At 68.5% G+C, this 19,354-nt stretch carries 21 protein-coding genes and 1 riboswitch; of the genes, 3 read left to right on the top strand and 18 right to left on the bottom strand.

Annotated features, from left to right (window positions below; genetic code table 11):
* Window positions 1-8 precede the first annotated feature (8 nt).
* The 13 genes from secG to GOPIP_RS13680 form a co-directional block, all read right to left on the bottom strand.
* On the bottom strand, window positions 9-248 hold the full coding sequence (gene secG / locus GOPIP_RS13740; RefSeq protein ID WP_006370296.1) for a preprotein translocase subunit SecG: 240 nt from the start codon (window positions 246-248) through the stop codon (window positions 9-11).
* Between the two features lie 123 nt (window positions 249-371).
* Window positions 372-1,163, bottom strand: coding sequence for a triose-phosphate isomerase (gene tpiA, locus GOPIP_RS13735; protein ID WP_006370295.1), 792 nt, complete (start codon window positions 1,161-1,163; stop codon window positions 372-374).
* Window positions 1,160-2,371 (bottom strand): phosphoglycerate kinase, encoded by a 1,212-nt coding sequence (locus GOPIP_RS13730; protein WP_006370294.1) that lies wholly within the window; start codon window positions 2,369-2,371, stop codon window positions 1,160-1,162. The genes tpiA and GOPIP_RS13730 overlap by 4 nt, the downstream gene beginning before the upstream one ends.
* Before the next feature lie 45 nt (window positions 2,372-2,416).
* Window positions 2,417-3,433: a type I glyceraldehyde-3-phosphate dehydrogenase gene (gene gap, locus GOPIP_RS13725; protein ID WP_006370293.1), complete on the bottom strand. Its 1,017-nt coding sequence runs from the start codon at window positions 3,431-3,433 to the stop codon at window positions 2,417-2,419.
* Window positions 3,434-3,616: 183 nt separating this feature from the next.
* A complete protein-coding gene (gene whiA, locus GOPIP_RS13720; RefSeq protein ID WP_170320206.1) occupies window positions 3,617-4,594 on the bottom strand; it encodes a DNA-binding protein WhiA in 978 nt (325 codons plus the stop codon).
* Between the two features lie 121 nt (window positions 4,595-4,715).
* The gene (locus GOPIP_RS13715) at window positions 4,716-5,720 is read right to left on the bottom strand and encodes a gluconeogenesis factor YvcK family protein (protein WP_006370291.1); all 1,005 of its coding nucleotides are present in this window, start codon (window positions 5,718-5,720) and stop codon (window positions 4,716-4,718) included.
* Window positions 5,717-6,658 (bottom strand): RNase adapter RapZ, encoded by a 942-nt coding sequence (gene rapZ, locus GOPIP_RS13710; RefSeq protein ID WP_006370290.1) that lies wholly within the window; start codon window positions 6,656-6,658, stop codon window positions 5,717-5,719. Before rapZ ends, GOPIP_RS13715 begins: the two co-directional genes overlap by 4 nt.
* 47 nt (window positions 6,659-6,705) lie before the next feature.
* The gene (gene uvrC / locus GOPIP_RS13705; protein WP_006370289.1) at window positions 6,706-8,754 is read right to left on the bottom strand and encodes an excinuclease ABC subunit UvrC; all 2,049 of its coding nucleotides are present in this window, start codon (window positions 8,752-8,754) and stop codon (window positions 6,706-6,708) included.
* 10 nt (window positions 8,755-8,764) lie between these two features.
* Window positions 8,765-9,640, bottom strand: coding sequence for an SAM-dependent methyltransferase (locus tag GOPIP_RS13700; protein ID WP_006370288.1), 876 nt, complete (start codon window positions 9,638-9,640; stop codon window positions 8,765-8,767).
* Window positions 9,641-9,654: 14 nt separating this feature from the next.
* Complete coding sequence (locus tag GOPIP_RS13695; protein ID WP_006370286.1) at window positions 9,655-10,140, bottom strand: PH domain-containing protein; 486 nt, start codon at window positions 10,138-10,140, stop codon at window positions 9,655-9,657.
* Window positions 10,137-10,652, bottom strand: a complete 516-nt coding sequence (gene ribH, locus GOPIP_RS13690) for a 6,7-dimethyl-8-ribityllumazine synthase (protein ID WP_006370284.1) — start codon at window positions 10,650-10,652, stop codon at window positions 10,137-10,139. The genes GOPIP_RS13695 and ribH overlap by 4 nt, the downstream gene beginning before the upstream one ends.
* Window positions 10,653-10,699: 47 nt before the next feature.
* Window positions 10,700-12,049 carry a bifunctional 3,4-dihydroxy-2-butanone-4-phosphate synthase/GTP cyclohydrolase II gene (locus GOPIP_RS13685; protein ID WP_006370282.1) on the bottom strand — a complete coding sequence of 450 codons (1,350 nt, stop codon included), beginning with the start codon at window positions 12,047-12,049 and terminating at the stop codon, window positions 10,700-10,702.
* Window positions 12,049-12,747, bottom strand: coding sequence for a riboflavin synthase (locus tag GOPIP_RS13680; RefSeq protein WP_006370280.1), 699 nt, complete (start codon window positions 12,745-12,747; stop codon window positions 12,049-12,051). Before GOPIP_RS13680 ends, GOPIP_RS13685 begins: the two co-directional genes overlap by 1 nt.
* A gap of 51 nt (window positions 12,748-12,798) precedes the next feature.
* A riboswitch (FMN riboswitch) is annotated at window positions 12,799-12,953 on the bottom strand.
* A 162-nt stretch (window positions 12,954-13,115) separates the two neighbouring features.
* On the opposite strand from GOPIP_RS13680, the gene GOPIP_RS13675 reads away from it, so the two are divergent.
* Window positions 13,116-13,391, top strand: a complete 276-nt coding sequence (locus GOPIP_RS13675; RefSeq protein ID WP_006370278.1) for a lipopolysaccharide assembly protein LapA domain-containing protein — start codon at window positions 13,116-13,118, stop codon at window positions 13,389-13,391.
* A 33-nt stretch (window positions 13,392-13,424) separates the two neighbouring features.
* On the opposite strand, the gene ribD is transcribed toward GOPIP_RS13675, so the two are convergent.
* Window positions 13,425-14,456, bottom strand: a complete 1,032-nt coding sequence (gene ribD / locus GOPIP_RS13670; protein ID WP_006370276.1) for a bifunctional diaminohydroxyphosphoribosylaminopyrimidine deaminase/5-amino-6-(5-phosphoribosylamino)uracil reductase RibD — start codon at window positions 14,454-14,456, stop codon at window positions 13,425-13,427.
* A 5-nt stretch (window positions 14,457-14,461) separates the two neighbouring features.
* Window positions 14,462-15,139, bottom strand: a complete 678-nt coding sequence (rpe, locus tag GOPIP_RS13665) for a ribulose-phosphate 3-epimerase (protein WP_193361617.1) — start codon at window positions 15,137-15,139, stop codon at window positions 14,462-14,464.
* 104 nt (window positions 15,140-15,243) lie between these two features.
* On the opposite strand from rpe, the gene GOPIP_RS13660 reads away from it, so the two are divergent.
* Complete coding sequence (locus tag GOPIP_RS13660) at window positions 15,244-15,717, top strand: nuclear transport factor 2 family protein (RefSeq protein WP_006370272.1); 474 nt, start codon at window positions 15,244-15,246, stop codon at window positions 15,715-15,717.
* Window positions 15,718-15,779: 62 nt separating this feature from the next.
* Here the strand turns inward: GOPIP_RS13660 and map are convergent, their stop codons facing one another.
* Window positions 15,780-16,544: a type I methionyl aminopeptidase gene (gene map / locus GOPIP_RS13655; protein ID WP_035728029.1), complete on the bottom strand. Its 765-nt coding sequence runs from the start codon at window positions 16,542-16,544 to the stop codon at window positions 15,780-15,782.
* Between the two features lie 101 nt (window positions 16,545-16,645).
* On the opposite strand from map, the gene GOPIP_RS13650 reads away from it, so the two are divergent.
* Window positions 16,646-16,912 (top strand): helix-turn-helix transcriptional regulator, encoded by a 267-nt coding sequence (locus GOPIP_RS13650; RefSeq protein WP_014359929.1) that lies wholly within the window; start codon window positions 16,646-16,648, stop codon window positions 16,910-16,912.
* A gap of 32 nt (window positions 16,913-16,944) precedes the next feature.
* Here GOPIP_RS13650 and GOPIP_RS13645 read toward each other — a convergent pair whose 3' ends face one another.
* The gene (locus GOPIP_RS13645; RefSeq protein ID WP_006370268.1) at window positions 16,945-18,405 is read right to left on the bottom strand and encodes an RsmB/NOP family class I SAM-dependent RNA methyltransferase; all 1,461 of its coding nucleotides are present in this window, start codon (window positions 18,403-18,405) and stop codon (window positions 16,945-16,947) included.
* Window positions 18,402-19,337 (bottom strand): methionyl-tRNA formyltransferase, encoded by a 936-nt coding sequence (fmt, locus tag GOPIP_RS13640; protein WP_014359927.1) that lies wholly within the window; start codon window positions 19,335-19,337, stop codon window positions 18,402-18,404. Before fmt ends, GOPIP_RS13645 begins: the two co-directional genes overlap by 4 nt.
* Between the last annotated feature and the right edge of the window lie 17 nt (window positions 19,338-19,354).

Below are 19,354 nucleotides of genomic sequence, written 5' to 3'. Positions count from 1 at the left end.
GTGTCGGGTCAGGCGGACAGCTTGATGTCGACGCCGATACCGATGATGAAGATGAACCACACCAATCCGACAAAGATCGTCAACCGGTCGAGGTTGCGCTCGACGACGCTCGAGCCGGACAGACTCGATTGCACACCGCCACCGAAGAGCGACGACAGGCCACCGCCCTTACCCCGGTGCAGCAGAACCAGGATCACCAGCAGCACACTGGTGATGATCAGGCCGATGTCCAGAACTGTTTCGAGCACGTCAGGCAGATCCTTGTCGGTTGGAATCGAGTCGCGTCCGGCCAGGGGCCGACGACATGGTCGAGCCGGTCACCTCACGAGGAATGCGACCGGCTCGACCAGTGTACGCGTTTGAGCGAGCGCTCAGGGCAGGGGGCCGCCCGCGGCGATCGCCGACAACGTGGAGAACTCGTCGGCCTTCAGGGACGCGCCGCCGACCAGTGCCCCATCGACATCGGTCTGGCCGACGATGTCGCCGACGTTCTTGGCGTTCACCGATCCGCCGTAGAGCACCCGCACCGAGGCGGCTGTCGACGCATCGGCGATCTCGGCGAGTGTGGTACGCACCGCCGCGCAGACCTCCTGCGCGTCGGCGGCACTGGCCACCCGACCGGTACCGATCGCCCACACGGGCTCGTAGGCGATGACGACCTTCGCGATGTCCTCGGCCGACAGCCCCGCCAACGAGCCCTTCAGCTGCGCGACGTTGTAGGCGACGTGCTCGCCGGACTCCCGGATGTCGAGTCCCTCACCGATGCAGACGATCGGCGTCAGACCGTGCTTGAGCGCTGCCTTGGTCTTGGCGAGCACCACCTCGTCGGTCTCGGCGTGCATGGTGCGCCGCTCCGAATGTCCGACGACGACGAAGGTGCACCCGAGCTTGGCGAGGAACGCCCCGCTGATCTCGCCGGTGTAGGCACCCGAATCGTGCGCCGACAGGTCCTGGGCACCGTAGGTCAGCAGCAACTTGTCGCCGTCGACGACCGTCTGCACCGAGCGGATGTCGGTGAACGGCGGGATCACCGTCACGTCGACCTTCTCGAAGTACTTGGCGGGCAGCGCAAACGCGATCTTCTGCACCAGCGCGATGGCCTCGAGGTGATTGAGGTTCATCTTCCAGTTGCCCGCGATGAGCGGCTTACGGGATCCGCTCATGATTCCAGCACCTTCAGTCCCGGCAATTCCTTGCCCTCCAGGTATTCCAGCGACGCACCGCCACCGGTCGAGATGTGCGAGAAGTCGTCGTCCGGCAATCCCAGCGTGCGCACCGCGGCCGCGGAGTCGCCGCCGCCGACCACGGTGAACGCACCGGCCTTGGTGGCGCCGGCGATCGCCTCGGCGACACCCTTGGTGCCCGCGGAGAACTTCTCGAATTCGAACACGCCCGACGGCCCGTTCCAGAAGATCGTCTTGGCACCCGAGAGCAGCGCGGCGAAACGCTGCACCGACTCCGGCCCGATGTCCAGACCCATCCATCCGTCGGGGATGGCGTCGGCCGAGACCGTCTGCGACTGCGCGTCGGCGGCGAACTTGTCGGCCACCACCACATCGGCGGGCAGCCGGATGACATCACCGAATCGCTCCAGCAGATCCTTGCAGACCTCGATCTGGTCTTCCTGCAGCAGCGAGGTGCCCACGCCATGGCCTTGGGCGGCCAGGAACGTGAACGCCATACCGCCGCCGATGACCAGCGTGTCGACCTTCGGTGCCAGCGCCTCTATCACGCCGAGCTTGTCGGACACCTTGGAACCACCCAGCACCACGGCGTACGGCCGTTCCGGGTCCTCGGTGAGTGCCGAGAGCACCTTGACCTCGGCCGCCACGAGCTCACCCGCGTAGTGCGGGAGGAGCTTGGCGACGTCGTACACCGAGGCCTGCTTGCGGTGCACCACCCCGAAACCGTCGGAGACGAAGGCGCCGTCGGGACCGACGAGTTCGACGAAGGCCTTGGCCAGCGCCTCTCGCTCGGACTCGTCCTTGGACGTCTCGCGCGGATCGAACCGCACGTTCTCCAGCAGCAGGACGTCACCGTCGGTGAGTCCCTCGGCGCGCGCGAGCGCGTCGGAGCCGACGACATCACCGGCGAGTTGGACGTTGCGGCCCAGTTCCTGGCCGAGACGCTCGGCGACCGGCGCCAGTGAGTATTTCGGATCCGGCTCACCCTTGGGGCGGCCCAGATGCGCGGTGATGATCACCTTGGCGCCGGCGTCGATGAGCGCGTTCAGCGTCGGCAGGGAGGCGAGGATTCGGCCCGGATCGGTGATCGTCGACCCGTCGAGCGGGACGTTGAAATCCGATCGAACCAATACACCGCGACCCGAAACGCCTTCGTCGAGAAGGTCTTTCAGAGTGGGTACACCCATTGCAGCATTACTCCGTAACGGTTGGGTTCGTCAGCGACCGGTCGGTCAGAGAGACTTGCCGACCAGGCCGGACAGATCGACGAGGCGGTTGGAGTAACCCCACTCGTTGTCGTACCAGGAGACGGCCTTGACCTGGTTGCCGATGACCTTGGTCAGCCCGGCGTCGAACAGCGAGCTGTGCGGGTCGGTGACGATGTCGCTGGAGACGATCGGCGCGTCGTAGTACTTGAGGATGCCCTCGAGCGGACCCTCGGCGGCGGCCTTCATCGCGGCGTTGATCTCGTCGGCGGTCGCGGACTTCTCCAGGATCGCGGTGAGGTCGGTGACCGAGCCGGTCGGGATCGGCACGCGCAGCGCGTATCCGTCGAGCTTGCCCTTGAGTTCGGGGAGGACCAGACCGATGGCCTTGGCCGCGCCGGTCGAGGTGGGCACCACGTTGATGGCCGCCGCGCGGGCGCGACGCAGATCCTTGTGCGGGCCGTCCTGCAGGTTCTGATCCTGGGTGTAGGCGTGCACGGTGGTCATCAGACCCGAGACGATGCCGAATTCGTCGTTGAGCACCTTCGCGAACGGGCCGAGGCAGTTGGTGGTGCACGACGCGTTGGAGATGATGTTCTGGCTGCCGTCGTACTTGTCGTCGTTGACACCCATGACGATGGTGATGTCCTCACCGGAGGCCGGTGCGGAGATGATGACCTTCTTGGCGCCGGCGTCGAGGTGGCCCTTGGCCTTCTCCGCGGCGGTGAAGATACCGGTGGATTCGACGACGACGTCGACACCGAGGTCGCCCCACGGCAGCGCCGCCGGGCCTTCCTTGACCTCGAGGGCCTTGATGCGCTGGTCGCCGACGACGATGAAATCGCCGTCGAGGGAAACCTCCTGCGGCAGGCGGCCCAGGATCGAATCGAACTTCAGCAGGTGTGCCAGGGTGGCGTTGTCGGTCAGATCGTTGACGGCGACGATCTCGATGTCGGTGGTGCCCAATGCTTTTTGTGCTTCGACGGCGCGGAAGAAGTTGCGGCCGATCCGGCCGAATCCGTTGACGCCTACCCGAACAGTCACTGGTGTGCTCCTTAGCGGTTGTCTCGGCACGGGGTCATCTGCCCGCACCGCTCCTGGTGGCCGATCGGCTCATGGCCAACCGGCGTCGGGTCCAGCCTAGTAGGACGCCTGATCGTGGGCAGCGCGACGGGTGCACTGGCACACCCGTACCGCCGACCGAACGATCGGGTCGACAACGGTGGGTCACGCCTCGTCGAGCAGATCCGAGGTGACCGCCGACTCGGTGTCGGGGATGCCCTCGGCGTGCGCCTTCTTGTCCGCGGTCGACAGCAGCCGGCGGATCCGGCCGGCGACGGCGTCCTTGGTCATCGGCGGATCGGCGAGCTGGCCGAGTTCCTCCAGCGAGGCCTGCCGGTGGGTGATGCGAAGATGCCCGGCCGCGGCGAGGTGGTCGGGGACCTCATCGCCGAGGATCTCCAACGCGCGCTCCACCCGGGCGGCGGCCGCGACCGCGGCGCGCGCCGAGCGGCGCAGATTCGCGTCATCGAAGTTGGCGAGCCGGTTGGCCGTCGCCCGCACCTCCCGGCGCATCCGGCGTTCCTCCCAGACCAGGCGCGTGTCGTGTGCGCCCATCCGCGTCAACAGCGCGCCGATCGCCTCACCGTCGCGGATGACGACACGGTCGGCGCCGCGCACCTCGCGGGCCTTCGCCGACACCCCGAGCCGCCGCGCCGCCCCGACCAGTGCCAGGGCCGACTCCGGACCGGGACAGCTGACCTCCAGCGCCGAAGACCGGCCGGGCTCGGTCAGCGACCCGTGCGCCAGGAACGCGCCGCGCCAGGCGGCCTCGGCGTCGGCGATACTGCCGCCGACAACCTGCGCGGGCAGACCCCGGACCGGTCGGCCGCGCAGATCGAGCAGCCCGGTCTGTCGGGCAAGGCCCTCACCGTCGGCGGTGACCCGCACGATGTAGCGCGCCGACTTGCGTAGTCCGCCGCCTCGCAGGACGTGGACCTCGGAGGTGTATCCGTACAGGTCGTGGATCTCCCGGCGCAGCCGTCGCGCCACATTGCCCATGTCGACCTCGGCCTCGACGATCACGCGCCCGGCCACGATGTGCAGGCCTCCCGCGAACCGCAGAAGCGCCGACACCTCGGCCTTGCGCGGACTCACCTGCGTCACGGCGAGCCGACTCAATTCGTCCTTCACCGCCGCGGTCATCGCCACCGGTCCCTGTCCTCCTGTCATCGCCGGGTCCTCCTGTCATCCGCGGACCCGATGCCTGTACTCCCCAGGGCGCGCCCTGGCCTCCCCTGCCCGCGCTCAACCACGTTGGGCCAGCCTAACGGGTCGGTTCACGCGAACACAGTTGCTTGATCAGGCCGGCCACTTTCGCCGGGTCGTGGACGTGGCGGCCGGGAATGGCGAGATCACCGATCTCCAGGCTCGCGCCGAACATCCCGGCGGCCCTCTCGAGGTGCTCGCGCTCCCGCCCGGCGGGCACCGACGACTCGTCGACGACCACATGATCGATCGTGAACGTGTCGGCGTGGGCGTGCAGCACATGCAGATGTCGTTCCACCGAGAACCCCGGGGTCTCCCCCGGCTCCGGCGCCAGGTTCACGATCAACACCTTGCGAGAAGTGCTGCGCTGCAACGCCTCCAGTAAGTCCGGCACCAGGACGTGCGGGATCACACTGGAGAACCACGAGCCCGGACCGAGGACCACGAGATCGGCCTCGTCGACGGCGGTGATCACCGGCTCGCACACCGGCGGCTCCGCGGGCAGGAGTCGCACCCGACGCACCTTGCCGGGGGTGGTCGCCACAGCCACCTGACCGCGGATGACCCGGGAGATACGCGGATCGGATTCCAGTCCGGAGACGTCGGCCTCGATCTCCAGCGGCACCGACGACATCGGCAGCACCCGACCATCGACGTCGAACACACGCATCATCTCGTCGAGGGCCGCCACCGGATCGCCGAGGACCTCGGTCAGCCCGGCCAGCAGCAGGTTGCCCACCGGATGACCGGCGAGCGCACCGTAACCACCGAAACGATGCTGCAGGGTCTCCGCCCACAACTCGTGGTGCCGCCGGTCGGCGTCCGGGTCCCGACGCCCGGCCAGACCGTCGAGGGCTGCCGGCGCACACATCAACGCCGCCATCGCCATTCGCAGATCGCCGGGTGGGATCACCCCGAGTTCGGAACGCAACCGGCCCGACGACCCACCGTCGTCGGCTACGGTCACGATGGCGGTCACGTGGGGGCTCAGATAGCGCATCGCCGTCAGCGTCGCATACAGGCCGTGTCCGCCGCCGAGCGCGGCGATCCGCAATGCACTCATTCGCGCCCCAGATCACGGTGCATGACCCGCACGTCGTAGCGCGCGGCACCCGCGTCGTCCGCGGCGACCCGCAGGCGACGCGCCAACTCCTCGGAGATCGCGACACTACGGTGCTTGCCGCCGGTGCATCCGATGCTGACGGTCATGTAGCGCTTGCCTTCTCGGAGATAACCCTTGCCCACGACACCGATCAGTTCGGTGTAGAGATCGACGAAGCGACCGGCGTCGTCCTGTCCGAGGACGTACTCTCGCACCGGCGCGTCGCGACCGTTGAGTTCCCTCAGATCGGCCACCCAATACGGATTGGGCAGGAAGCGGACATCGGCGACGAGGTCGGAGTCGATCGGCAATCCGTACTTGAACCCAAAGGACTGCACGGCGACGCTGAGCCGGGAACTCGCGTCGTGCGGATACGAATCCTCCACCACCTCACGCAGTTTGGCGACGGTCAGCGTCGAGGTCTCCACCACGAGGTCGGCGGAATCCTTGAGGGGCGCGAGAATCACCCGCTCCCGCGCGATCCCCTCGACCAGGGTTTCACTACCCTGCAGCGGATGGCGACGGCGGACCTGCTCGAAGCGGCGGACCAGCACCTGATCGCTGGCGTCGAGGAACAGCAGTCGCGTCTGGGTGCCGGTGGCCGCGAGTTGTGCACGCAGCGTGCGCAACTGCTCGCCGAGGTTCTCGTCGGAAGCGCGTAACACCATGGCCAGCCGCAGAATCGGCGGATCGCTGTCGGCGACGAGGTCGACCATCGTCGAGATCAGGGCGGGCGGCACGTTGTCGGCGACATACCAGCCGTCGTCCTCGAGCACGTTGGCGACCGTGGAGCGACCGGCGCCGGACATGCCGGCGACGAACAGGACGACGAGTCCGTCGGTGGGCGCACCGGAGGCGTCTCCTCCCGGTGCCCCGTGCGCGGGATCGCTGTCGGTCATATCCGTGCCTCCGCTCGTGCCGTCCGTGCTCATACCGCTGCTCGTGTTCATGACCATCCCACCGTCACATCGTGTGTGGTCCCGCCCGGTCCGGCCGCCGAATCGTCGGTGGCCTGCGGCGCATCGGCGGCCACTGGCGCGTCCCCGGCAAGCGCCTCGTGCACCACCCGGGCGGTCCCCGGGCCGATGCCGGGCACCGCGGCGATGTCGTCGACGGTGGCCTCCCGCAGTTTTGCGACGGAGCCGAAGTGGGTGACCAGCGCGGTGCGCCGGGAGCGTCCGAGCCCGGGGACGCCGTCGAGTACCGACTCGGTCATGCGTTTGCTGCGTTTGCTGCGGTGGAAGGTGATCGCGAAACGGTGCGCCTCGTCGCGCACCCGCTGCAGCAGGAACAGCGCCTCACTGGAGCGGGGCAGGATCACCGGTTCGTCGTCACCGGGCACCCAGATCTCCTCGAGTCGCTTGGCCAACCCGATCACGGCGACGTCGGTGACGCCGAGCTCGTCGAGTACGGTCGCCGCGGCGTGCACCTGCGGCGCGCCACCGTCGACGACGAACAGATTCGGCGGGTAGGCGAATCGACGCGCCTTCTTGGAATCGGGATCGGCGGCCACCTGCGCAGCCACCTGCGCGGCGACACCGTCGGCCTGATCGGCGCGATGGCGCAGGAATCGTCGGCGGGTCACCTCGGCGATCGAGCCGACGTCGTCGGAGCGGCCATCGCCGGCGGCCTCGCGGATCGAATAGTGCCGATAATCGGACTTGCGGGGCAAGCCGTCCTCGAAGACGACGAGCGAGGCCACCACATCGGTGCCCTGCACATGCGAGATGTCGACGCACTCGATCCGCAGCGGGGCCTGGTCGAGTCCGAGGCCCTCCTGCAACTCGGTCAGTGCCGCCGACCGCGTCGTCAGATCACCGGCACGGCGTAACTTGTGCTGCGTCAACGCTTCTCCCGCGTTGCGCGCGACCGTCTCGAACAACGCCTTCTTGTCGCCGCGTTGCGGCACCCGCAGACTGACACGGCTGCCACGCAGATCGGAGAGGAACTCGGTCAGCTCCTCGTGCTCGGCGGGAAGCGCGGGGACGAGGACCTCACGCGGCACCGACTCACCGCGCTCGCGGTCCTCGCCGACCTCGACGGTCGCGTCGAGATCGGCCTGGGCGCCATAGAACTGCGTGAGGAACTGCCCGACCTGCTCGCCGATGTCGTCGTCATCGGATTTCTCCACGACCCACCCGCGCTCACCGCGCACCCGACCGTCCCGGACGTGAAAGATCTGCACCGACACTTCGAGTTCATCGCCGACCATGGCGATGACGTCGGCGTCGGTGCCGTCGCCGAGTACCACTGCCTGCTTCTCCAACGCGCGCCGCATCGCCCCCACGTCGTCGCGCAGACGCGCCGCCCGTTCGAAGTCGAGTGCTTCTGCGGCCGAGGCCATCTCACGCTCGAGGCGCTTGATCATCTGGTCGGTGCGGCCGGCCAGGAAGTCGCAGAAATCATTGACGATCTCGCGGTGTTCGATGGCGCTGACCCGACCGATACACGGCGCCGAACACTTGTCGATGTAGCCGAGCAGACACGGCCGGTCGATTTGCCCGTGCCGCTTGAACACCCCGGCCGAGCAGGTGCGGGCCGGGAACACCCGGGTCAGCAGGTCGACGGTCTCGCGGATGGCCCACGCGTGCGAATACGGACCGAAGTAGCGCACGCCACGACGCCGCGGCCCACGATAGACGAACAGCCGCGGATACTCTTCGTTGAGCGTGACCGCCAGCATCGGGTAACTCTTGTCGTCGCGATAACGGACGTTGAACCGGGGATCGAACTCCTTGATCCAGTTGTATTCCAGCTGCAGCGCCTCGACCTCGGTGCCGACGACCGTCCACTCCACCGACGCCGCGGTGGTCACCATCTGGCGGGTGCGCGGATGCAGCGAGGAGATGTCGGCGAAGTACGACGTCAGCCGTGAGCGAAGGTTCTTGGCCTTGCCCACATAGATGACGCGGCCGTGGGAATCACGGAATTTGTAGACCCCCGGATCGGTGGGGATCGTCCCGGGCGCGGGACGGTAGGTACTCGGGTCGGCCACGTGTTCCAGGCTAGTCGGCGCGGCCGACGGATCGGGATTCGAACCGGCCGGCGAGCAGACTCGCCGACGGCCCCGCCGAACCGTCGTCGGCGGTGCCCGGGCCCACGAGCTCGGCATCGACGGCTCGGCCCGCCGCGGCGAGTACCGAGACGGTGTCGGTGAGCTCACAGGTCCACCCGGTGTCGGTGAAACGCCCGACGATGCCCGGGTCCTCGTGCCACAGCGCGGCCACCTGCGCGAAGGGGCCATCGGTGCGTGTGCGGCGCGTGGAGCGGACGGTGACCCCGACCCGTGATCCGGATGCGCTGGCCTGCCCGATGGTGTCGATCACCCGCCGCGCGACGTCGGGTTCCAGATAGACCAGGAGTCCTTCGGCGAGCCAGCACGTCGGCTCATCGGTGTGCAGGCCGGCCTCGAGCAGGGGCGGCAACCAGTCGGAGATCAGATCGGCCTGCACGACCCGGCGGCCGGTGGTGGCGACCAGCTCGTGCTCGGCGACGAGAGCTTCCTTGACCTCGACCACGGGCGGGCGGTCCAGCTCGTAGACCACCGCCGCCGGTCCCAGCTCCAGCCGAAAGGCCCGGGCGTCGAGTCCGGAGCCGAGGATGACGAACTGCTCGATCCCGTCGGATGCGGCCGATCGGAACAGCTCGTCGAGGAACAGGGTGCGGGCGACGATCCAGTGGTACATGCCGCGACGTTCGCGACCCGCGGCATCGGTGACCGGCGGCATCGGCCGCAGGGTGCCGTCGGGATCGGTGAGAGCGGAATCGAACAACGCAACGGCCAACGGGTCGGCGAACAGCGCATCACGTCGCAGCGATTCGTAGGCGCGCACATAGGCCACCCCGAGTGCGGTCTGCCCCACGGCGTCGAGATCGATCATCGCGTGTCCCCGACTCAGCCGCGACGGTAGAGCTGCTCGATCTCCCGGTAGCGTTCCATCGCCTCGATCGCGCGGGCGCCGTCACCGGCCTGGATCGCCAGCACCGGCACGTGCTCGTCGGCGGGGAGCTCGAGCTGGCCGCCGAAACCCTTGTCCGGGTAGGTGAGTCCGCGTACCTGGTCCCACTCGAAGAGCCGCTCGGTGGCCAGATTGCGCACCGACACCCCACGAGAGCCGACCCGCAGGCGGGGTCGGGCGAGCAACATGATGGCGCACGCCTCGACCAGACCGATGCAGATGAGCGCGGCCTGATCGGACCAGCCGATGTTGTCCGGACCGGTGTTGGAGATGGTCAGCAGTAGACCGAAGGTCACGTGGATGACCACCACCACCGCCGCGGCGACGATGCCGATCAGCCGCAGGCGCCGCGACCGGTACTCCATGTCCCACTCGGACGTCGACGCATCGGTCACCGCGGGCTCCGGTCGTGCCTCGTTCACGATGCCGCGGCCGTCGTCACCGACCCGGGATAGGCCTCGCCGCGACTCAGCGCGCGCAGGGTCAGGGCCGAGGCCAGCGCCGCCGTCGTGGCCTGAGCGCCCTTGTCCTCCTTGGATTCCGGTAAACCGGCCCGATCCAGGGCCTGCTCCTCGGTGAACGTGGTGAGCACCCCGTTGCCCACCGGGGTCGACTCGTCCAGCGACACCCGGGTCAGGCCCGCGGTCACCGCGTCACAGACGTAGTCGAAGTGCGGGGTCTCCCCCTTGATGACCACACCCAGCGCGACGACGGCGTCATGGGTACGCGCCAGGGCCTGCACGATCACCGGCAGCTCGATGGCACCGGCCACCTGCACGATCGTCGGATCGTCGACGCCGTGCTCGGCTGCGGCGCGCACCGCACCGTCGAGCAGCGCCCGACAGATCGTCGCGTGCCATTGCGACGAGACGATCGCCAGGCGCAGCTTGCCCGCATCCCCCAACTCGAGGGTGGGTTCACCGTGTCCGCTCATACAGGTCCTCCGCTCGTACAGGTCCGCAGCTCATACGAGTCCGCGGCTCATGACGGTCCGCCGTCTCCGGCCGCCGAATCCAGTGTGCCGTGCGGATCCCAGTTGTCCGGACCGTCCCAGTTCTCCAGACCGTCGAGATCGTGACCCATCCGGTCACGCTTGGTCCGCAGATACCGCAGATTCTCCTTGTTCGCCCGCACCGGCATCGGCACGCGCTCCACGATATGCAACCCGTACCCGTCGAGTCCCACCCGCTTGGCCGGATTGTTGGTGAGCAGGCGCATCGAGGTGACCCCGAGGTCGACGAGGATCTGTGCGCCCAGACCGTAGTCGCGGGAGTCGGCGGGCAGACCGAGCTGCAGATTCGCATCGACGGTGTCCGAGCCCGCGTCCTGCAACTGGTAGGCCTGCAACTTGTGCAGCAGGCCGATGCCGCGCCCCTCATGACCGCGCATGTACAGCACCACCCCGCGACCCTCGGCGGCGACCATCTCCATCGCGGCATCGAGCTGCGGACCGCAATCGCAGCGCAGCGAACCGAAGACATCGCCGGTGAGACATTCGGAATGCACCCGCACCAGCACATCACTGCCGCTGCCGTCGGCTCCGGCGAGATCACCCATCACCAGTGCCACATGCTCGACGTCGTCGTGGATGCTGGTGTATCCGACGGCTCGGAAATCCCCGTGCCGGGTGGGGATGCGGGCATCGGCGACGCGGACCACATGCTTCTCGTGACGGCGTCGCCACGCGATCAGGTCGGCGATCGAGATCAACGCGAGATCGTGCTCGTCGGCGAAGATGCGCAGCTCGTCGGTCTGGGCCATCGACCCGACGTCCTTTTGCGACACCACCTCACAGATCACCCCCGCCGGTGCGAGACCGGCCAGCCGGGCGAGATCCACGGCCGCCTCGGTGTGCCCGGGCCGGCGCAACACGCCACCCTCCTTGGCGCGCAACGGGACCACATGGCCCGGACGGGTGAAATCGCCCGCGGTACTCGCCGGATCGGCCAGCAACCGCATCGTCGTCGCCCGATCCGAGGCGCTGATCCCGGTGCCGATGCCCTCCCGCGCGTCGACGGTGACGGTGTAGGCGGTGCCGTGCTTGTCCTGGTTCATCGAGTACATCGGCGGGAGTCCCAGCCGATCACAGTCGTCACCGGCCAGCGGCACACACAGATACCCCGAGGTGTAGCGCACCATGAACGCCACGAGCTCGGGGGTGGCCTTTTCCGCGGCGAAGATCAGATCACCCTCGTTCTCGCGATCCTCATCGTCGACCACCACGACGGCCCTGCCGGCCGCGATGTCGGCGATCGCACGCTCGACGGTATCCAGATGCACTGCTGCACTTGCTGATTCACTCACGGTCTCGTCGCTGACGGTCTCGCTCATCACTTCACCTCTGCCGTGCCGGCTGTGTTCTGGGTTCGGATCGACTCGGCGCGGGTCGCCTGGAGTCGTTCGACGTATTTGGCGAGGACGTCGACCTCGAGATTGACCACCGCGCCGACCGACGCCGACCCCAGAGTGGTCTCCTGCAAAGTGGTGGGGATCAACGAGATCTCGAACCAGTCACCCGGCCCGCTCGCTTCGCTCCCGGCGCCGATCTCCCCCGGCCCGCTCGCTTCGCTCCCGGCGCCGATCGCCGAGACGGTCAGCGAGACACCGTCAACGGTGATCGAGCCCTTCTCCACGAGATAGCGGCTCAGGTGCGGATCGACGCCGATGCGTACGACCGTCCAATTCTGGGAGGGGGTGATCGCCACGACGGTCCCGGTGCCGTCCACGTGCCCCTGCACGATGTGACCGCCGAACCGGCCGTCGGCGCGCATGGCGCGTTCGAGGTTGACCGAGCTGCCCAGTCCGAGACGATCGAGCGAACTGCGACGGAGGGTTTCGGCCATCACATCGACGGTGAACTGCTGGTCGTCGAATTCGACGACCGTCAGACACACGCCGTTGACCGCGATCGAATCGCCGAATCCGGCGTCGGAGGTGACCCGCGGGCCACGAATGGTGAGTCGGGCCGCGTCGGTGAGATCATCTCGGCCGACGATGGTGCCCAGTTCCTCGACGATGCCTGTGAACACCTTCTACCTCCTGTCGAGCTCGCTCGGAGCAGACAGGACGGCGTAGGGCCGTCTTGTTCTCTCGCATCCGGACTATGACCGTCGGCTCCGGATTCACACCGGAATCTGCTGTCCCCGTCCGGGTGGACGGGCGCTCGCGGGCTCGGTGTCGCCTGTGCGCCACCATCACCGCCGGTGGGGAGTTTCACCCCGCCCCGAGAACGTACGTATCGACGCTAGCACGAGGTCGCGGACCCAACCAGTACGGCGGTCCACTTACGCGGTGAGGCGGGTTCAACTGTCGCACAGCGACGAGCGCCACTGCGCTACGATTCACCACACCAGGCCTGGGTTCTCGGACCCGGTATACGGCGAAAGGCGACGCCAGCATGGCCGACAACTCGACGCGGACATCCACCGGACCCGCTGCTCGAACACCCGGCGAGATGGTCCTCGGACTCCTGAAACGCTTTTGGCTCCCGCTGATCCTGGTGATCGTCGCGATCATCTTCATCGCCCAGAACACCCAGCACGTGCAGGTGCGGTTCCTGATGTTCTCCATCAGCTCATGGCAGTGGCTGATCCTCACCATCGTCGCGCTCGGCGGCCTGCTCGCGGGCTGGATCCTGGGGCGCAACGGCGCCCGCAAGCGCTCACGGCAGTAACGCTCACGGCAGTAACGCTCACGGCAGTAACGCTCACGGCAGTAACCGGTCGCAAACACTCCGGATCAGGACGTCGTCACCGAGTCGTTCGACGTCGGCCAGATGTAGTTCGGTTGCGTCGGCGAGCGTGATCGTCGCGGCCCGTTCGACCGCCGACGGCCCGGCACCCAGGATCGTCGGCGCCACATAGCTGTCGACCTCGTCGACCAGGTCGGCGTCGAGGAACGCGCCGATGATCCCCGGGCCACCCTCCACCAGCACCCACGTCGTGTCGTCCAGCGCCGCGAGCACCTCGACCGGATCGTGGGTGCGGACATGCCGGAACCCACCCACCGTGGCGTCACGAATCCGGGCGCCGTCGGGAATGTCGCGCTCCCCCATGGCAACCCGGATGGGTTGGTGGGCATGCGGCGTGCCGTCGGGCAACCGGGCGGTCAGTGCGGGGTCGTCGGCGACGACGGTCCCGGTGCCGACGATGATCGCGTCGAGTTCGGCGCGCTGCCGATGGGCCCGGGCGCGTGCCTGCGGCCCGGTGATCCACTGACTCGTGCCGTCCGGCGCGGCGATCCGGCCGTCGAGGGTGGACGCGATCTTCGCGGTGACCAGCGGGCGCCCGAACCGTTGGCGAAACAGCCAGCCGCGCAACGGCCCCGACCGTGCGTCGACGGCACCGACGCCCGCGATCACCTCGATCCCCGCCGCACGCAACCGATCCGCACCACCCGCCGCGGTCGGATTCGGGTCGCCGACGGCGTAGACCACCCGGGCCACACCCGCCTCGATCAATGCCTGGGCGCACGGACCGGTGCGCCCGGTGTGATTGCACGGCTCGAGGGTGACCACCGCGGTCGCGCCGCGCGCCGCATCCCCGGCGCGGCGCAGCGCCTCGATCTCGGCGTGCGCACCGCCCGGCGGCTGGGTGTGACCGCGTGCGATCTCGGTACCGTCCGGCGTCAGCAACACGGCGCCGACCGCCGGATTCGGCGACACCCCACCGAGTGCCGCTCGCGATTCGGCGACGGCCTCACGCATCGCGGCGGCCAGCACCGCCTCGTCGGGGATCATGGTTGTCAGTGAGCGTGTACCCGTGCGGCCGTTGCCTTCTCACGCAACGCCGCGACGGCGGCACCGGCGTCGGCGGGACCGTAGACCGCGGACCCGGCGACGAAGCAGTCGACGCCGGCCTCGGCGGCCTCGGCGATCGTCCCGTCGTGGATGCCCCCGTCGATCTCCACGAGCAGCCGCAACTCGCCGGCGTCGACGATCGTGCGGATCTCGCGCACCTTGTCGAGCACCTCCGGCATGAACTTCTGGCCGCCGAAACCCGGTTCGACGCTCATCACGAGCAGGGTGTCGAAGTCCCGCAGGATCGCCAGGTACGGCTCGAGCGCGGTGCCCGGTTTGAGGGCGAGACCAGCTTTTCCGCCCGCGGCCCGGATGTCCTTGGCCACGGCGACCGGGTCGTCGGTCGCCTCGGCGTGGAAGGTGACGTTGTAGGCGCCCGCCTCGGCGTACGGCGGGGCCCAGCGACCGGGGTCGTCGATCATCAGGTGGCAGTCGAGTGGGATGTCGGTGGCCTTGAGCAGGCTCTCCACGACCGGCAGCCCGAGGGTGAGGTTGGGGACGAAGTGGGCGTCCATCACGTCCACGTGCAACCAGTCGGCGCGCGAGGGTCCCGGTCCGGAGACCGCGTCGGCCTCGGCGGCGAGGTTGGCGAAGTCGGCCGAGAGGATCGACGGGGCGATCATCGGGGCAATCGGGGAACTCATGGCAGACAACATACGCGGCCGGGCGGCACCGACGAAGTCGGGTTTGGCGCCCACCGATCGCCGCCGGTGCGACACTCGACACCATGGACGACGAGGTCTCGAACAACGACACCGGCGGGGTCCCGGGCGAGGACACCGGTGGGGTCGCCGAGGCCCTGTGGCGGTGTGAACCGATCTTTCACCGATGGGAGCGCGGCTTCTCCCGCGCCGAATTCGACCGGATGACCGATGTGGACTTCTCGGAGGTCGGCGCCTCGGGCAGCCGCTACGACCGCGAATACGTGTGGTCGGTGCTCGCCCGGCGTCATGCCAGCACCACAGCCGCGACCGACCTCGAAGAGAACTGGCGCGTCGAGGATTTCGTGGTGCGCAGCATCGCCCCTGCCACCCAGCTGGTCACCTATACGCTGCACCAGGGTGAGAGGGTGTCGCGCCGGGCAACGATCTGGCGGTACGACGGTGGGCAGGAAATCGGTGGGCAGGAAGACGGTGGGCAGGAAGACGGTGGGCACTGGGTGGCGCTGTATCACCAGGGCACCCTGGTGCCGGATCGGTAATTGCCGGACGGGTCATGCCCCCGGATCGGCCATACCCCCGGATCGGCCATACCCCGGATCGGTCATACCCCCGTGAGGATGCGCGGTCCTTCGTCGGTGATCGCCACGGTGTGCTCGGTGTGGGCGCCGACGCGTCCGTCGGCCAGACGCAGGGTCCACCCGTCGGGGTCGACCACGAGTTCGTCGGTACCCAGGCCCCACCACGGCTCGAGGGCGAGCACCATCCCCGACTTGAGGCGGATGCCGCGTCCGGCGCGCCCCGTGTTCGGGATGTGTGGGTCCTCGTGCATGGTCCGCCCGAGTCCGTGTCCGCCGAAGTCGGTGTTGACGCGGTAGCCGTCGGCGTGGGCGACCGCACCGATCGCGGCGGAGATGTCGCCGAGACGGCCCTGTGGCACCGCCTTCTCGATTCCCGCGGCCAGTGCACGACGCGTCGAATCGATCAGGGCGCTCACCTCGTCGTCGACGGTGCCGACCTGGGTGGTCACCGCCGCATCGGCGACCCATCCGTCGATCGACACCGCGAGATCCATGGTCAGCACATCCCCGTCGGCCAGCACATGGTTGTGCGGAAGACCATGGAGCACAGCGTCGTTCACCGACAGGCAGATCACGTTGCGGAAGGGGCCACGACCGAACGAGGGCGAGTAATCCCAATAGCACGACCGGGCACCCCGAGTGTCGAGCATCGTGCGGGCGTGCGCTTCGAGGTCGAGCAGGTTCACCCCGGGCCGGGCCCGGCCGCCGATCTCGTGCAGGACTTCGGCGACGAAGCGGCCGGTGACGGCGATCTTGTCGATCTCGGCCGGGGACTTGAGTTCGATCATCGCACTCCACTCGGATCGCATCGGTCGGAACCACATCGGTATTTCTATACCCGTCGACGCTACCATGGATCGGTACAGTAATACCGGCTAGGATGGCCGGCATGGTGCGCGTTCCACTGACCCCCGAACAAGTCGAGGCCGGCCGCCGGCTCGGCGCACTGCTCCGCGGCGCCCGCGCCGGCCGTGACCCGGAAACGATTGCGCGAGATGCGGGAATCTCGCCGGAGACGCTGCGCAAGATCGAGGTGGGCCGGATCGCCACCCCCAGTTTCGGCACCGTGGTGGCCATTTGTGACGCACTCGGGCTCCCGGTCACCGACGCCGTGGAGGTATGGCGGTCGGCGACGGCCGAAGACGTCGCCGTCTGACCCGGTCCCGTCAGCTCCTCGGTCCACGCGTCTCAGTCGCGCGTCAGCGCGGCGAGGAACATCGCGTCGGTGCCATGGATGTGTGGCCACAGCTGCACATGCGGACCCTCGCCGAGTTCGATGGCGCCGACGAGTGGCCGCGCATCGAGTTGGCGTGCGGTCGTGACCGATTCGAGCACGCTTGACACCAGGTCGGTGGTCTCCGCCGGGTGCGGGGAGCACGTGGAGTACAGCACCACCCCGCCGGGACGAACCAGCCGCAGCGCCTCGGTCAGCAACTCTCGTTGCAGCGCAACGAGTTCGGGAACATCGGTCGGCTGCCGGCGCCACCGCGCCTCGGGCCGCCGGCGCAACGATCCCAGGCCGGTACACGGGGCGTCGAGCAGAATCCGGTCGAAGCCGGGCTCGAGTCCGGTGTGGGCGGTGACATCGCGCGCATCGGCCACATGGACGTCGACCGGGAGATCGCGCACCACACCGCGAATGAGGTCGGCGCGATGCTCGCTGACCTCGATGGCGTCGAGGTGCGCGTTGTCGATGTCGGCGAGCGCACCGATCAGGGCGGCCTTGCCGCCGGGCCCGGCACACATGTCGAGCCACCGACCGCCGTCGGCGCCGATGTCGGCCACCGTCACCGCCCGCGCCACCAACTGGCTGCCCTCATCCTGCACGCCGGCGTAGCCCTGCCGGATTGCCTCCACGTCACCGGGATCGCCGCCGGGCAGGTAGACACAGTACGGCGAGTATCTGCCGATCTCTCCCCCGCTGGTCAGCGCGAGTTCCTCGGCCGTGATGAAACCGGGCCGCGCGACGAGGTGCACCGGTGGCCGCTCGTCGTCGGCGGCGAGCGCGGCCTGCAATTGCCCGAACGAACCGCCGAGGGCGTCGTAGAACACCTCCGCGATCCACCGCGGATGCGCATAGCGGAAGGCCAGGTGACCGATCAGGTCGTCGGCCATGGACGGGGCGAGTAGATCGACCCACAGCTCCTCGTCGCGCTGAGAGACCTTGCGCAGCACCGCGTTCACGAATCCGGCGGGCCCGATGCCGGCTTCGGACCGGACCAGGTCCACCGAGGTGTCGACGGCCGCGTGGGCACCGACCCGGGTGCGCAACAGCTGATAGGTGCCCAGCCGGAGCACGTCGAGCAGCTTGCCGTCGATCTCGTCGACCGGGCGGTTCGCGGCGGCGGCGATGACCGCGTCGAGGATGCCCTGTGCGCGTGCCGAACCATAGGTCAGTTCGGTGGCCAGTGCGGCGTCTCGACCGCTGATGTGGCGCTCCCGCAACATCTTCGGCAGCACGAGGTTGGCGTAGGCGTCGCGCTCACGGACGGCACGCAACACATCGCGGGCGGTCTCGCGGACCGGATCGACCGCCTTGTCCCGCACCTTCGGATCGTTACGGGAGCCGCGACCCGGACCGGAACGATGATTGCCCCGATCGGTCCCGCTGCGGTTGGACCCGTTGCGGTCACCGCGTGGTCTGCTCATCCGAGCACACTCCCCTCGTCGAGGCGGGCGCCACGCGCCCAGTCGGTCGCCGGCATCGGCTTCTTCCCTGGTGCCTGCACCGGGCCCAGGCGGACCGGGGTGGTGCCCGTCCCGACGAACACGGCCTTCTTCGTCACGTGGACCTCACCCGGCGCCAACTTTTCGGGTGCCGTCGAATCCGCGATCGCGACCGGCCCGAGTTTGAGTCGGAGGTCACCGTGGGTGGTCCACGCGCCCGGTGCCGGGGTGTGCGCGCGAATGCGGCGATCGATGATGTGCGCGGGCAGGTCCCACCGCACCCGGGCGTCGTCGACCTCGACCTTCGGGGCGTGGCTGACGCCGTCGGCCGGCTGCGGAACCGGGGTCAGCGCCCCCGCCTCGATCCCCGACAAGGTGTCGACGAGCAGACCCGCCCCGGCGTCGGCGAGACGGTCGAGGAGTTCACCGCTGGTGTCGGTGTCGCGGATGGTCTCGGTCAGCACCCCGTACACCGGCCCGGTGTCGAGGCCCTTCTCGAGGCGGAAGGTGCTGGCTCCGGTGGTGGCGTCACCGGCGGCGATCGCCGCCTGGACCGGCGCCGCGCCCCGCCAGGCGGGGAGCACCGAGAAATGCAGGTTGATCCAGCCGTGGGTGGGCAGCTCGAGCAGCGGCGGCGGCACCAAACCGCCGTAGGCCACGACCGCCCCGGCGTCAGGGGCCCACCCCTGTAGCGTCTCGGCAACCTCGGGTTCACCGAGACGTCGCGGGGTGATGACCGGGATGCCGTGGGTATCTGCGAGTTCGGCGACCGGCGCCCGGTGCACCTTGCGGCCACGGCCCGAGACCGCATCCGGACGGGAGATGACGCCGACGACGTCGTGCTCGGAACCCTCGACGAGCCGTCGCAGTGACGGCACCGCGACCTCCGGTGTTCCCGCGAACACGATTCTCACGCCGGTTTCCTCCACTC

It is taken from the genome of Gordonia polyisoprenivorans NBRC 16320 = JCM 10675 (assembly GCF_000241325.1).
Taxonomy (GTDB): Bacteria; Actinomycetota; Actinomycetes; order Mycobacteriales; family Mycobacteriaceae; genus Gordonia; species Gordonia polyisoprenivorans.
This window is presented reverse-complemented; position numbering and strand designations above follow the sequence as displayed.